The organism is Wolbachia endosymbiont of Dactylopius coccus, from assembly GCF_977011065.1.
On sequence record NZ_OZ347065.1, the window covers coordinates 203895 to 218215 of the forward strand.

General features: G+C 35.4%; 15 protein-coding genes and 1 pseudogene. 10 read left to right on the plus strand and 6 right to left on the minus strand.

Annotation, left to right across the window (positions count from 1 at the left end; all coding sequences use genetic code 11):
* The first annotated feature begins 50 nt into the window (after positions 1–50).
* Positions 51–1062, plus strand: a protein-coding gene (locus tag ACWHVF_RS01055; RefSeq protein WP_447933038.1) for an IS630 family transposase whose coding sequence is annotated in 2 segments (ribosomal slippage) — positions 51–512 and positions 514–1062 — 1011 coding nt in all. Because the reading frame shifts where the segments join, the coding sequence is not laid out codon by codon here.
* Here the strand turns inward: ACWHVF_RS01055 and ACWHVF_RS01060 are convergent.
* Positions 1019–1141, minus strand: a complete 123-nt coding sequence (locus tag ACWHVF_RS01060) for a hypothetical protein (RefSeq protein ID WP_447933308.1) — start codon at positions 1139–1141, stop codon at positions 1019–1021. The two genes, ACWHVF_RS01055 and ACWHVF_RS01060, sit on opposite strands and share 44 nt — an antisense overlap.
* A gap of 77 nt (positions 1142–1218) precedes the next feature.
* Between ACWHVF_RS01060 and ACWHVF_RS01065 the strand changes: the two genes are divergently transcribed.
* From ACWHVF_RS01065 to ACWHVF_RS01095, 7 genes are all read left to right on the plus strand, one after another.
* Positions 1219–2265, plus strand: coding sequence for an MFS transporter (locus ACWHVF_RS01065; protein WP_156488222.1), 1047 nt, complete (start codon positions 1219–1221; stop codon positions 2263–2265).
* 60 nt (positions 2266–2325) lie between these two features.
* Positions 2326–2631 carry an integration host factor subunit alpha gene (locus ACWHVF_RS01070; RefSeq protein ID WP_064125414.1) on the plus strand — a complete coding sequence of 102 codons (306 nt, stop codon included), beginning with the start codon at positions 2326–2328 and terminating at the stop codon, positions 2629–2631.
* Entirely contained in the window at positions 2631–2957 is a 327-nt protein-coding gene (locus ACWHVF_RS01075) for a MerR family transcriptional regulator (protein ID WP_064125415.1), read from the plus strand. The genes ACWHVF_RS01070 and ACWHVF_RS01075 overlap by 1 nt, the downstream gene beginning before the upstream one ends.
* A gap of 53 nt (positions 2958–3010) precedes the next feature.
* On the plus strand, positions 3011–3607 hold the full coding sequence (locus tag ACWHVF_RS01080) for a murein hydrolase activator EnvC family protein (protein ID WP_064125418.1): 597 nt from the start codon (positions 3011–3013) through the stop codon (positions 3605–3607).
* A 12-nt stretch (positions 3608–3619) separates the two neighbouring features.
* A complete protein-coding gene (gene leuS / locus ACWHVF_RS01085) occupies positions 3620–6088 on the plus strand; it encodes a leucine--tRNA ligase (protein ID WP_064125416.1) in 2469 nt (822 codons plus the stop codon).
* 375 nt (positions 6089–6463) lie between these two features.
* Complete coding sequence (locus ACWHVF_RS01090; protein ID WP_179945594.1) at positions 6464–6595, plus strand: transposase; 132 nt, start codon at positions 6464–6466, stop codon at positions 6593–6595.
* Between the two features lie 33 nt (positions 6596–6628).
* Entirely contained in the window at positions 6629–8086 is a 1458-nt protein-coding gene (locus ACWHVF_RS01095) for an IS4 family transposase (protein WP_064125417.1), read from the plus strand.
* A gap of 223 nt (positions 8087–8309) precedes the next feature.
* Here the strand turns inward: ACWHVF_RS01095 and ACWHVF_RS01100 are convergent.
* From ACWHVF_RS01100 to ACWHVF_RS01120, 5 genes and pseudogenes are all read right to left on the minus strand, one after another.
* A protein-coding gene (locus ACWHVF_RS01100) for an IS630 family transposase (RefSeq protein WP_447933084.1) occupies positions 8310–9321 on the minus strand; the annotation gives its coding sequence in 2 pieces (ribosomal slippage) (positions 8310–8858 and positions 8860–9321; 1011 coding nt in all).
* Positions 9322–9637: 316 nt separating this feature from the next.
* Positions 9638–10717, minus strand: a complete 1080-nt coding sequence (gene recF / locus ACWHVF_RS01105; RefSeq protein ID WP_064124693.1) for a DNA replication/repair protein RecF — start codon at positions 10715–10717, stop codon at positions 9638–9640.
* A gap of 16 nt (positions 10718–10733) precedes the next feature.
* The gene (bcp, locus tag ACWHVF_RS01110) at positions 10734–11201 is read right to left on the minus strand and encodes a thioredoxin-dependent thiol peroxidase (protein WP_064124694.1); all 468 of its coding nucleotides are present in this window, start codon (positions 11199–11201) and stop codon (positions 10734–10736) included.
* A 490-nt stretch (positions 11202–11691) separates the two neighbouring features.
* Positions 11692–11936, minus strand: a pseudogene (locus ACWHVF_RS01115) (IS481 family transposase); the annotation flags it as partial.
* Positions 11937–12020: 84 nt separating this feature from the next.
* The gene (locus ACWHVF_RS01120) at positions 12021–12287 is read right to left on the minus strand and encodes a hypothetical protein (protein WP_447933085.1); all 267 of its coding nucleotides are present in this window, start codon (positions 12285–12287) and stop codon (positions 12021–12023) included.
* 139 nt (positions 12288–12426) lie between these two features.
* On the opposite strand from ACWHVF_RS01120, the gene ACWHVF_RS01125 reads away from it, so the two are divergent.
* Positions 12427–13026 carry a peroxiredoxin gene (locus tag ACWHVF_RS01125; RefSeq protein WP_064124732.1) on the plus strand — a complete coding sequence of 200 codons (600 nt, stop codon included), beginning with the start codon at positions 12427–12429 and terminating at the stop codon, positions 13024–13026.
* On the plus strand, positions 13013–13951 hold the full coding sequence (trxB, locus tag ACWHVF_RS01130; RefSeq protein ID WP_064124731.1) for a thioredoxin-disulfide reductase: 939 nt from the start codon (positions 13013–13015) through the stop codon (positions 13949–13951). Before ACWHVF_RS01125 ends, trxB begins: the two co-directional genes overlap by 14 nt.
* Positions 13952–14321: the final 370 nt, after the last annotated feature.

Below are 14321 nucleotides of genomic sequence, written 5' to 3' on the forward strand. Positions count from 1 at the left end.
AATAATAGAAGACAAGCCATAATGAAATAAGTGAAATAGTCGAGGTATAAATGGCACTAAGATCAAAATTATTGGATGAAGAAGTAGTAAAATCAGCAAAAAAAATGCTGAAGAAAGTAAGGAACAATGCATATGTTGCAAAAAAACTAAATGCTGTAATTGCAGCAAAAAAGCATAGTATAACGGCTGTAGCAAAAATATATTGCATTTCAAGAAGCGCACTAACTTCGTGGATAAAACTCTTGAAATTAGGCAGAGAAGAAAAATTGTTTGCTCCTCCACAACGGCGTAGAAAAACTAAATTAAATCAGGCTCAACTACAGCAAGTTGAAGCATGGGTAGGAGAAAATCCTAATATTACCATTAAAGAAATGAGAATAAGAATCCAGGAAAAGTTCGGCTTAAATATTAGCAAATCTACAGTACACCGCTATATGCAAAAGATGAAATTCTCTTATATTACACCAAGACCAGTACACAATGTACAAGATAAAAGAAAACAAGAGGAATTCAAAAAAAAATCTCAACGAAGTTATTGGCAAGTATCCTGAAAAAGAGCTGTTTTTCTTCGATGAATCGCGGTTTGGCACACATTCAAAGACCGGGCATGGATGGTTTAAAAAAGGCGTCAGAACAAAAGTTAAGGTAAAATTAGGTAGGGAAAATTTTTATCTCTACAGTGCAGTTAATCCTAGAAATGGGGAGAATTCTAGCTTGTTTGCACCGAATGTCAACACTGATTGTATGAATATATTTCTTGAGCAAATGTCTCAATATTTGGGACCACGAGAAGCCTTTCTTGTTATGGATTGTGCTAGTTGGCATAAGTCGAAAAGTTTAAAGGTACCTAAAAATATTGAGATTATATACCTACCACCATACTCACCTGAACTCAATCCAGTTGAGAGGCTTTGGTTGTATGTAAAACAGAACATTTTGCGCAATAAAATATACGATACTATTGCTTTGCTTGAGAGTGCTTTGTGTAAATTTATTACTTCTCTTACCTACTCCACAATTAAACAACTCTGCTATGTATCCTATTTGAATGACCAACAATGAGAATTGGTATTACTTTCTTCAGCATTTCTTTTGCTGATTCTACTACTTTTTCATCCAATAATTTTGATCTTAATGCCATTTATACCTCAACTATTTTACTTACTTCATTATGGCTTTTCTTCCATTGTTGTCCATCTGTTTGCCGTGTAATGGGAATTGGTATCAGTATATACTTGGACTTTTGCCATCTTACAATTTTTTAGTGGGGCAACGTTTAATGTTTTTTCCAGTAAAAAAATTTATTTTTTCTCGTTATCAACTATAATCCTCGGGTTTCTTGTTCTTGTTAACGGTAACAATTTTGCCCATTTAATTTTATCTCAAGTATTGATTGCAACTGGAGCATCATTTGGTTTTATTGGTGCTGCTCATATAAGTAGCATCTGTTTTCCCGTTGCCCAATTTGGATTAATGTTTTCACTAGTGCAAACAATTTCAAGTCTTTCCGCTTTGGTGATTCAAATGTTGTTCTCTAGCTTGCTTGCCGAAGGTGCAGATTGGAAGAATCTGATTGTATGCATAATACTATTTGGTGTGTTGATATTTGTACTGATGTTTTTTTATCCAAGCATACTTTCAGAAAGCAGCTCAGAAAAGTGCACAATAAAAAGCTCTATAAGAACAGTAATGTACTCTGTACTCACAGTGCTGAAATTAAGAGATATCTGGATAACTTCAATAGTGGGTGCTATTACTTTTGGAACATTTTTAGCACTGAATACCTTGTGGGCTCCAAGGTTACTGAGCAACTCAGAACTTGATGCAGTGGAGTCAGGTGTAGCAACCGCAATATTATGGCTTGGTCTTGCAGTTGGTGCTCCAATTGCAGATCGAATCTCAAATCTATTTAAAAATAGAAGGCATGTAATCTCTGCTTTTGCTCTTTTACAAGGTGTTTCAATGATTATTTTGTTGTGCAGCCACTTAACAGTCCACGTTGTATACTTTTATATGTTAATGTTCGGGTTTTTTGCGGGAGGACATATGCTTAATTTTACTGTCGGCAGCGAGATTGTGAAACGAAAATACATTAGCACATCATCATCTATTATCAATGGGTTTATGTTTATTGTCAGCGGAATTATAGTGTCAATGCTAGCACTTTTTACAGATCATCAAATGGCGCTTTTTGCAATATTTGTAATGTTGGCAGTTGCTAGTATTTTAAATTATGCTACAGAAGAGACATACCCTAAAAAATAAAGTAGCTGAATCTCGAGTCGATTGCTATATTATATTTACGTATTGTAATATTTATCAATAATGGATCACGTTACAACAAAAGACACGACAGTAACTAAGGCAACGATAGCTGAAAATATAAACCAAGAAATAGGATTATCAAAGGAAGACTCTGCTTCGATAATAGATGATATATTGAACGAAATAAAGACAAGCTTGGCAAAGGATGGAATAGTAAAAATATCGTCATTTGGAACATTCTTGGTTAAGAAAAAGAAGGAAAGACCAGGAAATGTACCAAATACATCGGAGAAAGTGATGATTCAGGCAAGAAGTTCAATTTCTTTTAGGCCTTCAAAAATTATAAAAAAATTAATCAATAATTAATGAATAAGGAAAAATTATTTTATACGATTGGGGAAGTAGCTGAAGAGCTACATTTGGAACAGCATGTTTTAAGATTTTGGGAAGGTCAATTTCATCAAATTAAGCCTACAAAGCGTAAAGGAAGAAGGCTATATGATCTTAAGTGTATAGAGGCCATAAAGAAAGTAAAATACATGCTATATGATAAAGGATATACAATAAAAGGAGTGCAAAAAGAATTTGGTAATGATATAAGAGTCACAAAGAATTTGTTGCAAGAACTTACCGATTTGAGGGATTATTTAACTAGTAAAATAAATAACGAGGAAAGTAACGAACAGGTGTGAAACACTACGTCTCGCTAAAATTTTGGAGTTTTGTGAGAGTTGATATATCTAAAATGTGGCATATAGCTTCATTTCTTATATTATTAGCAATATTAATAGGCTGTGGCCTGCAAAAACCTGCACCTGTGCTGCTTAAAGGCGAAGAATTTTACGGAAAAAGAGAGCTGGAATATACAAGAGAGTACCATTTAATTAGGGAGCCTTTAATAAAAAAAGAAAATAGAAAAGCCATCATAAACAGGATATACAAAGATAACAATAATGCACAAAACGTGGGGGTAAATTGCAAATTTGTAATGCCAGTTAAAGGTACAGCTACCTCTTCTGATGAAACGTGTAAGGATGGCATAAAAATTGCTGCTCAAAATGGAACGAATGTAGTTGCTTCTGCACCCGGCAAAGTGGTATATGTAGGCAAAGGGCTGAGATGGTATGGAAATTTAATTATAGTAGAACACAAAGATAATTACATGACTGTGTACTCCTATTTAAAAAACATACATGTTGAAATTGGTGATAAAGTAAAGCAAGGTCAAGTGATTGGATCTGCAGGTAAATCAAGCACACAAGATAAGGATCCACAGATGTGTTTCACAATACGGCATAATGGCCAAGCGGTTGATCCTTTGATGCATGTGAACTGTAATTGAATTTGGATTTATATGAAATATGATTTTAAAAGTGTTGAAAAATTTTATCAAGATAAAAGGGATTTTTCTGTAAGCAAGAATAGTGAACAAGAGAAATGTTACGTATTGGAGATGTTTCCATATCCATCCGGTAAAATTCATATGGGGCACTTACGTAACTATGCAATAGGGGATGTGATAGCGCGTTACAAGAGAGCTCGTAGATTTGAGGTTTTGCATCCAATTGGCTGGGATGCGTTTGGATTACCAGCTGAAAATGCAGCAAGGGACAATAATATTAGCCCTGAAACATGGACAAAAGAGAATATAGATAATATGCGTACACAGTTGAAATCTATAGGTCTTTCTTATAATTGGGAGCGTGAACTTTCCACATGTGAGCCTGATTACTACAAACACGAACAAAAATTTTTCCTGGATTTTTTAAAGCATGGGCTTGCCTATCGAAAAGAGTCATGGGTTAACTGGGACCCGGTAGACCAAACAGTGCTTGCAAATGAACAAGTAGTCGACGGAAAAGGATGGCGGTCAGGCGCCATTGTTGAAAAACGTAAGTTATCCCAATGGTTTTTAAAGATTACTGATTTTGCTGAAGATTTACTCAAGTGCTTGCAAAGTTTAAAAAATTGGCCAGAAAAAGTCAAAACAATGCAGGAGCGCTGGGTGGGGAAATCTGAAGGGGCAACTATAGAGTTTGAAATCGTTGGCTTAAATAAGAAATTGAAGGTTTTTACAACTTATCCTCATACTTTGTTTGGGGCTTCTTTTTGTGCAGTGGCAGCAGAGCATCCTATTGTGCAGGATTTAAAGAATGGTTCTTCTGTTGTCATCCCAGTGCTTGACACTGGGATCCAGGAAATAAAATCGAAAAGAGAGAACGATGAAAAAATAGGAGTTTACACCGGATTAAACGTCAAACATCCATTTCTTGATAAGGAATTGCCACTTTACATAGCGAATTTTGTGTTGATGGAATATGGAGAAGGCGCGATTTTTGGTTGCCCTGCACATGATCAGCGTGATTTTGAATTTGCGCAGAAATACGATTTGCCGGTTATTCCTGTAGTTCGTGAAGAGGGTGCACAAGCCATAGAGACCTTAAAAGAAGTATACACCGGCGATGGGGTAATGTTCAATTCTGAATTCTTAAACGGATTAACTGTCAGCAAAGCAAAGGAAGTAGCCATTAAAAAGCTTGAAGAAAAAGGAATAGGCAAGAAAACGATAAACTATCGTTTACATGATTGGGGAATTTCAAGGCAACGTTATTGGGGATGCCCTATACCTATAATATATTGTAAAGATTGCGGAACTGTTCCAGTGCCAGAAAAAGACCTTCCTGTGGTTCTACCTGTAGATGTAGAATTTACAAGTGGTGGCAATCCGCTGGATAAGCACCCAACTTGGAAGTTCGTTGATTGCCCAAAATGTGAAAAGCAAGCAGAGCGTGAAACTGATACATTCGACACCTTTTTTGAGTCTTCCTGGTATTTTGCTGCATTCTGTAGTGAAGATAAATCAATAGACAAAAATGCATGTAATCGTTTTATGCCTGTTGATTATTATATAGGTGGGATAGAACATGCAATTCTGCATTTGCTTTACTCACGATTTTTCTGCCGTGCTTTAACCAAATGTGGCTATTTTGATATTAAAGAGCCTTTCTCTACTTTAATCACCCAAGGAATGGTCTGCCATGCAACTTATAAAGACGAAAATGGTAAGTGGCTATTTCCCGCAGAAGCAAAAGAGTTGATTGCACAAGGAGCTAAGGTTCAAGTGGGCAAAGTTGAAAAAATGAGCAAGTCGAAAAAGAACACAGTTGATCCAAATTTTATCATAGAAAAATATGGTGCTGATACTGCTCGCTTGTTTGTGTTGTCCGACACTCCTCCAGAGAAAGATATGGAATGGTCCGATGATGGCGTGGAAGGTTGTTCTCGTTATATAAACAAGTTGTGGCGTATGGTAATGCAGCTGAGACCTGTAAATATACACTATGATAATGAGAGTGTTACGGGTGGACTTCTAGAGTACAGAAAAAAAATTCATAAACTCTTACACGGACTTACAGATGACTTGGAAAACTGCAGATTAAACTGTGTAGTGGCAAAATTTCGTGAGATGACGAATTTAATAGCTGAAATAGATGTAAAAACTGGAAAATCTCTTATTGATGAAGGTATATGTATATTAATCAGAGTAATCGAACCATTCATACCACATCTAGCTGAAAGCCTATGGCAAGAAATAGGAGGTCAACCTTGGCCAAAAGCTGATGAATCATTATTAGTTGACGATACGGTAACTATAGCAGTGCAAATCAATGGAAAATTACGCACAACAATAAAGGTAGCAATTAACTTACCTCAAGAAGAATTGAAGAAAATAGCGATAGACTCTGTGTCCAGTAAGATCGGTCAAAGCAAAGTTCGCACTGTATATGCTGTACCAAATAAGATAGTAAATATAGTTATATAAAAAATCCGAGTGTATCTGTTCAGGCAATGGCGTCAACTTAAGGGAGAATATCAGTGATAGTGTATAAAATTTCTCTCTAAAATTTTTACTATTAAATTACCCAAAAGCTGCAATAAACAACACTTTTGTTTCTGTTTTATAGTATTTTCAAAAGCGAATGATAAAGGTATAATATATTCTATACCGAGAATATGCATGAGCTCCAAGAGGAGAAAAAATATATGCTGATGTTCCAGGAAAAAAGTGGGAAAGAGTGAGTATAATAGGTGGATGGATTGAAAAGAAGTTTATTGCACCAATGACCTTCACAGGAGGGTGTAATAAAGATGTATTTAATGTATGGTTAAAGCGAACCACAATTGCAGCGGCATAGTTATGGATAATGCTGCATTCCATAAAACTCCCAAAACAAAGTCATTAATAGAGTCTTTTGGCTGTCATTTGCTTTATCTTCCAACATATTCACCTGATTTAAATCCTCACTTTTACCCACAAATAAAAAAGTGAGTAAAATGGATACCAAATAAATTTGGGATTAAAATGAGTGAAGTAAGTACAAATGTGCAATATACTGATGGCTTAGGGGATAAATGGCTGGAAAGAGAGTTAAAACACGTTAATTTAGGAGATACAAGACTTAATAAGAGACTTATTAAAACAGGATATTGTATAGAGGGTAAGGCGTCTGGATCAATTAATCAAAGCTGTAGTAGATGGAAAGAAGCTAAGGGTGCATACAGATTATTTAGCAATGAAAAGCTTAAGGATAAGGAAATTTATTCTTCCCATTACAAAGAAACTATGGAGAGAATGAAAGGAAATCAGTTTGTTTTTTCAGTTCAAGATACAAGTTATTTGGATTTTGACTCTCATATAAAAACCAAGAGGCTAGGTAGTATTTCTAAAGCTTATACGAAGCATAAAATGGGTTTACTGTTGCACAGTGCCTTAATAGTCAGCAAAGACGGATTGCCTTTAGGTCTATCTTCTCAACAATGTTGGGCACGTTCTATTAGGGAAAAAGAAACGGCACAAGAAAAAGCAAACAGGAAATACCGTACCTCCATAGAAGAAAAAGAAAGTTATAAGTGGATAACAGCTCTCAAAAAAAGCATAAACAACCTTCCTGCAAATGTACAACTTGTTACCCTTGGTGATAGAGAGGCAGATATCTTCAAATTTTTATGGATCACTGAGACATTAGGTAGTTTTTATGTAATCCGTAATCGAACTAATAGAAGATTTATCTGTACTGAAATTGGAAAAACAGATTTGCAAACACGCATCACTCAACTGCCAGTAAAGAAGAAAATTTCTCTAGAAGTTAATAAAGATAGAAACCAAAGATCAAGGAAAGCTAATATTGAAGTTAAGTATATGAAAGGCTATATACCTATCAGATCTTCTTCAATTTATGGATCAAAAGACACAGTGCATAAAATAAGTGATAAAATCCCTGTATATGTGGTAAGTGCAAAAGAAACAAATCCTCCTGAAGGATTGGAAGCTATTGATTGGACTTTGCTGACTAATGTACCAGTTAATAGCACTTTAGATGCTATAGAAAGGATAAATTGGTATAAGCTAAGATGGAAAATTGAGGAGTATTTCAGGGTTTTAAAATCAGGATGTAAAATAGAAAGCTCTCGTTTAACTACAAAGGAAAGGCTACAGAAATTAATTGCTATAAAGAGCATTATTGCATTTAAAATTTTATATTTAACAAAAGTCGCTTTATCAAATCCCATGGAAACCTGTACTAAAATTTTAAGCAATGAAGAGTGGAAGGCCCTTTTCATACGTGAGCATAAAGTAGCTACATTGCCAGAAGAACCTCCAAAAATAAAACAAGCTATTATTTGGTTAGGAAAATTAGGTGGATTTATGAATAGAAAAAGTGATAATTTACCAGGGGCTATGACTCTATGGCGGGGCTATGAAAATCTTAAGGAGAGCATAGTTATGCTTCACATCATGACCTCTCAAAATTGTGGGTAAAAGTGAGATTTAAATCCGATAGAGCATTGTTGGCACACCATCAAAAGTCGCCTCAGACCTCTAATGCATCAATGTACTATTATCTTCTCTTGCTTTCAACCAAGCAATACTTATTCATATCATCTGGGTAAGGTCCACAACTGTACGAACGTTGTGATTTTGGCCCATCAGGAGGGTGTCATTCCAGTCTGGGATCCAGGAATTTTAATTGTAATACCAATTCTCATTGTTGGTCATTCAAATAGGATACATAGCAGAGTTGTTTAATTGTGGAGTAGGTAAGAGAAGTAATAAATTTACACAAAGCACTCTCAAGCAAAGCAATAGTATCGTATATTTTATTGCGCAAAATGTTCTGTTTTACATACAACCAAAGCCTCTCAACTGGATTGAGTTCAGGTGAGTATGGTGGTAGGTATATAATCTTAATATTTTTAGGTACCTTTAAACTTTTCGACTTATGCCAACTAGCACAATCCATAACAAGAAAGGCTTCTCGTGGTCCCAAATATTGAGACATTTGCTCAAGAAATATATTCATACAATCAGTGTTGACATTCGGTGCAAACAAGCTAGAATTCTTCCCATTTCTAGGATTAACTGCACTGTAGAGATAAAAATTTTCCCTACCTAATTTTACCTTAACTTTTGTTCTGACGCCTTTTTTAAACCATCCATGCCCGGTCTTTGAATGTGTGCCAAACCGCGATTCATCGAAGAAAAACAGCTCTTTTTCAGGATACTTGCCAATAACTTCGTTGAGATTTTTTTTTGAATTCCTCTTGTTTTCTTTTATCTTGTACATTGTGTACTGGTCTTGGTGTAATATAAGAGAATTTCATCTTTTGCATATAGCGGTGTACTGTAGATTTGCTAATATTTAAGCCGAACTTTTCCTGGATTCTTATTCTCATTTCTTTAATGGTAATATTAGGATTTTCTCCTACCCATGCTTCAACTTGCTGTAGTTGAGCCTGATTTAATTTAGTTTTTCTACGCCGTTGTGGAGGAGCAAACAATTTTTCTTCTCTGCCTAATTTCAAGAGTTTTATCCACGAAGTTAGTGCGCTTCTTGAAATGCAATATATTTTTGCTACAGCCGTTATACTATGCTTTTTTGCTGCAATTACAGCATTTAGTTTTTTTGCAACATATGCATTGTTCCTTACTTTCTTCAGCATTTTTTTTGCTGATTTTACTACTTCTTCATCCAATAATTTTGATCTTAGTGCCATTTATACCTCGACTATTTCACTTATTTCATTATGGCTTGTCTTCTATTATTGTCTATCTGTTTGCCGTGTAATGGGAATTGGTATAAGTAAGCATACTGAGTTGATAAGTATAAAAGTAGCTAGAAAATAAACATTTTTGATGAGATTATATGGAAAACTGGATCCCAGACTGGAATGACAAGAAGAGGGTACTTGGATAAGAGGCATTGCCCTTCTGGTAGCACAATGTTCGTACAGTTATGGGTAAGGTCACAGTCATATAATAAAAGACCAAGGACGTAAGTATTTCTTTCCTTTTGCAGAAGAATATTGTCACTTATTTACTTAACAATTCAAAAAACTTGAAAGAATAAAGATAGCTATTGAAATTATCTTGATTTACATCAGTTATCCAAGTTTGACATTGAATACTTAACACTTCCTCCATTAACGCCTTTCTGTAATGTTTATCCAGATGAGACATTATATCATCAAGTAGAAGAAGTGGTGCCTTATTGTAATGAATACACCTTGCTTTTACACTGGATAAAATAATAGAAAGCAGTAATAACTTTTGTTCTCCAGTGGAGCACAGATTTATTGGTACGTTTCTTTTTTGACAAAAAACCCGAAGATTATCGTTATGCACACCAAAGGTTACTCTACCAGTCAATGAATCTTTTTCTCTGTTTTCCTTTAGACGATTCTGAAAATATTCTGCAGTATCGTCCAAAGTTAGCTGGCTGCTGAATTTCAAACTTGCCTTCGGAAAAAACTCACTGGAATGGTTATCAATTGTGTCTTGTAGTGTCTTTAAAACAGACGATCGCATACGTAAAATACTAACTGCATTAACGGCCATTATGTTTTCAAGACTAGAGAGCCAATTTTCGTCCAAGGTGTTCTCTCTCAACAGTTTACTTCGCTCACGTTTAGCTTTTCTGTGTTTCATGTAGCAGCAAGTGTAATTTTCCTCAAACAGTGAGACTATACGGTCTAAAAATTTTAATCTGTCACTTGGAGAATTAAGAAGAACATAGTCCATTTGTGGAATCAGCCATATTACATTGGATATCTTATACAAAGATGAATAACTCGATTGCGTTTTTCCATCAATTTGTATTAGTTTCTTATCAAAACTCTTTTCGATACCAATTGAATTAAAATCCATTCCATTAAAAAAATCATAGTGCACTACCCAATCTTCATTACTGAATCTATTTTGTATCTCACTGGCTTTTGCTTTTTTCATTCCATTGCTTTTAGCAAGCAACGAGATTGCTTCAAGTATATTAGTTTTACCAATACCGTTTTTGCCAGTTATTACAACTGAGCTATCATCTGAATCCAGTTCAAAGTTTGAGTGGCTACGAAAATTATGTAATTTCAGCTTTTTTATGTAGCAATGGGTAGCCATTAACCTATTCTTTAGTTTACGTTCTCCTTACTTCTTCCAGAACCTCATCAACATGCCCACTAACTTTTACATTTTTCCAGATCTTCACTACTTTACCTTTTTTATCTATTAAAAAAGTAGTGCGCTCTATTCCCATATACTTTTTGCCAAACATACTTTTCTCTACCCAAACACCATATTTTTCCAACATTTCAGCATTCTCATCAGAAACTAAAGAAAATGGCAGAGAATATTTTGCTTTGAAGTTAGCATGGCGCTTAACACTATCTTTTGATACACCAATTATCACTGTGTCAAAGGAAGAAAAATCATCTACTTTATCTCTAAAGCCTTTTGCCTCCATCCTACAACCCGGAGTATCGTCTTTAGGATAAAAATAAAGAACTACATTTTTTTTATCAAAAAATTCACTTAATGATAAATTTTCACCAGAATCTGTTGGTAAGCTAAAATCAGGTGCATTATTTCCTATTGCTAATTCCATACCTTGCTCCATTAATACCACTTTTACGGTATTATAGTAATATGGTGCATTATTTCCTACTGCTAATTCCATACCTTGCTCCATTAATACCACTTCTGTGGTATTATAGTAGTATGGCACATTATTTCCTACTGTTAATTCCATACTTTGCTCCATTGATAACACTTTTATCTATAGTAGTATATTGTAGTCAGAGTATCAAATTTTATATATAGCTAACAGATAAGATTCTTGATGGGGGCTTATTGATAAGTTTCTGTCTTGTATCTTGTAAAAAGCATCTAATGCTTTAAGCTTAAGCATTGTAAGTCATGCTCATTAGTTTCCTCATCTCTTATAGTATGGCTGGATATATAATTGGATTCCTTAGATGTACAGTTCCAGAGTGTGATGGTAAGGATTTAGTATAAACAATTCAGGAGCACTGAGAACATATAAATTCAAAAGGAGTAAGACCATTAAGAGTTTTGAGTCTCTTTGCATAATTGTAGGCCATATATAGATATAGTTTTCCCTCCTCTGTTCTGACTTCTGCAATATCAATATGCTATAGGATATTTCTTAAATTTCTTTTTTGGTTTAATCAACATCTGGCAGTTTGCTAATGTTATAACAGCGATGCAGGCTAGAAGTGCGGAATTGTAGACTGCAAGGCAATCATCTAGTGGTAGAAGTGTATGCTTCCGAAATGCGACCTTCTTCTTCTAAAGTTAGAACAGTTGATCTTGGATGTTTTGAGCGTCTTTAGTGAATGAGCGTTTTCGACAATAGTTTTTGGATTAAGGTTTGGAAAGCTTTGCTATACTATTTTGTATTGCTCTACGCTGTTGTCCGGGCGCACCCATGTAACCACAATTCCTCCTTCGATGGTATCTTTTTCTTACATTTTATCATACCATCACACTCTGGGACTGTACATCTAAGGGATACCGCGGCGGTATGACGTAGGGTTTGCCGAGATTCCAGTGCTTGACACTGGAATCTAGTTCTTATTGTACATTTACTTGATGTAGAGTTAAGTTTCCTGGATCCAAGTAGTCTGGGCACTGGGATGACATCATAGGGGCGCTGGGACGACGCCGTCATAAAGTGAAACTAGATTGTATCTTATCGGTAAAAAAGAAGAGCTATTTTAGGAAGTTTTTATAGGGCTAAAACTAAAGAAAACTTGCATATAAGTTTATCAAGTGTAAAATTAGAGTTGTTTTAAAAGAATAGGTCAATTATGAATCTTGTAACAAAATCTGCTATCGATTTTACTGCTTCAGCTGTTCTCTCTGACGGAGAAATTGTTGATGATTTCTGTCTGAGTAAGCACATAAAAAATAAGTATGCTATCCTTTTTTTCTATCCACATGATTTTACTTTTGTTTGCCCAACTGAATTGATATCGCTCAATAATAGAATAAATGAGTTTGCAAAGCGTGGTATTGAAGTGATAGGAATAAGTGTAGATTCAAAATTTTCACATTATAAATGGCGAAACACTCCAGTTAATGATGGTGGTATTGGAGAGGTTAGCTACACTTTAGTGTCTGATATCAAAAAGTCTATATCAAGAGACTATGGAGTATTGCATGATGATTCAGTTGCACTGAGGGCAACTTTCGTTATTGATGATAAATTTATTGTGCGCCATCAATCGATAAATGATTTGCCTTTAGGGCGTAATATTGATGAGTTTATTAGAATTGTAGATGCAATAAACCATAACAAAGAGCATGGTGAGGTATGTCCAGCTGGATGGAAGAGGGGCAAGCCGGCAATGCAGGCGAGTAATGAAGGAGTAGCTGATTATCTAAACTCATACAGTGAAGAATTATAGATTTAGTACAAAAGTTCTTATTATTGGATCTGGAGCAGCGGGTTATGCTGCTGCTATATATGCAGCACGTGCAAACTTAGAGCCAATTGTAGTAACAGGAATGCAGCCTGGTGGTCAGCTTACGATTACTACGGATGTTGAAAATTATCCCGGGTTTATTTCAATACAAGGGCCAGAGCTCATGGCCCAAAAGAAGTTGCATGCAGAGAAGGTTGGAGCAAAAATAATAGATGATGAGATAAAAAGCGTTGAACAACTTGAGGATTCTAATGAGTATAGGTTTAGATCTTCTGGTAATACTAATGACTACTATTCAGATGCAATTATAATTGCATCTGGTGCGCAAGCGAAGTGGCTTGGTCTCAAGAGTGAAAAGGAATTTCAAGGTTACGGAGTTTCAGCTTGTGCAACTTGTGATGGTGCATTTTTTAGGAATAAAGTTGTAGCTGTGGTTGGTGGTGGAAACACTGCTGTTGAAGAAGCAATATTTTTAACTCGATTTGCCAAAAAAGTGATATTAATACACAGGCGTGATAAATTGAGAGCGGAAAAAGTAATGCAAGATAGGCTCTTTAAAAATGATAAAATAAAAGTAATGTGGAACCATACTGTAGAGCAGATTCTTGGAGAAGAAAATCCAAAAAAAGTTACTGGTATTATAGTTAAATCAACGGAAGCTCAAGAATTAGAAGTGGATGGAGTGTTCATTGCAATTGGGCATGCACCAAATACAGGTGTTTTTAAAGGCTTTGTTGAAATGGATCAGCAGGGTTATATAATTACAAAACCTGGAACAACTTTAACTAGTAAAGCAGGAGTGTTTGCTGCAGGTGATGTTCAAGATAAGGTATATCGTCAGGCAGTAGTTGCAGCAGGAACAGGGTGCATGGCTGCACTTGATGCAGAAAAGTTTTTAGAGTCGTAGTTAATTCTAGGATTTTAGATAAATTACTTGCAATTTTCCTTTTCTTTTACATAATTATATTAGTAAATTATTAGGTAGGTTTAATATGCTTTATGAAAGGAAAGGAATGGGATAAATACTAATGGTTACAGATATCAGAGAACTCTAGATGCACCGACACAAAAGTTATTTGATGCTATTGATGGCGAAAACCTAGAAGCTTTTAAACAAGCTCTGGCAGAGGGTGCGGATGTTAATGCGTTTGATAAAGAAGGCATGACACCTTTGATGTCTATTGTCAACGTCTGCACTGTCAGCGGTGATGGACAGGCTAAGTTAGAGAAAATGGCTAAATTGCTTATACAAAACAGAAGTATCGTATCCGTTCAGG

Coding starts and splice junctions, on each gene's coding strand:
- ACWHVF_RS01060 (WP_447933308.1), bottom strand. CDS start 1,141: ATGGCATTAAGATCAAAATTATTGGATGAAAAAGTAGTAGAATCAGCA.
- ACWHVF_RS01070 (WP_064125414.1), top strand. CDS start 2,326: ATGGATCACGTTACAACAAAAGACACGACAGTAACTAAGGCAACGATA.
- ACWHVF_RS01075 (WP_064125415.1), top strand. CDS start 2,631: ATGAATAAGGAAAAATTATTTTATACGATTGGGGAAGTAGCTGAAGAG.
- ACWHVF_RS01080 (WP_064125418.1), top strand. CDS start 3,011: ATGTGGCATATAGCTTCATTTCTTATATTATTAGCAATATTAATAGGC.
- leuS (WP_064125416.1), top strand. CDS start 3,620: ATGAAATATGATTTTAAAAGTGTTGAAAAATTTTATCAAGATAAAAGG.
- ACWHVF_RS01090 (WP_179945594.1), top strand. CDS start 6,464: ATGGATAATGCTGCATTCCATAAAACTCCCAAAACAAAGTCATTAATA.
- ACWHVF_RS01095 (WP_064125417.1), top strand. CDS start 6,629: ATGAGTGAAGTAAGTACAAATGTGCAATATACTGATGGCTTAGGGGAT.
- recF (WP_064124693.1), bottom strand. CDS start 10,717: ATGGCTACCCATTGCTACATAAAAAAGCTGAAATTACATAATTTTCGT.
- bcp (WP_064124694.1), bottom strand. CDS start 11,201: ATGGAATTAGCAATAGGAAATAATGCACCTGATTTTAGCTTACCAACA.
- ACWHVF_RS01120 (WP_447933085.1), bottom strand. CDS start 12,287: ATGACGGCGTCGTCCCAGCGCCCCTATGATGTCATCCCAGTGCCCAGA.
- ACWHVF_RS01125 (WP_064124732.1), top strand. CDS start 12,427: ATGAATCTTGTAACAAAATCTGCTATCGATTTTACTGCTTCAGCTGTT.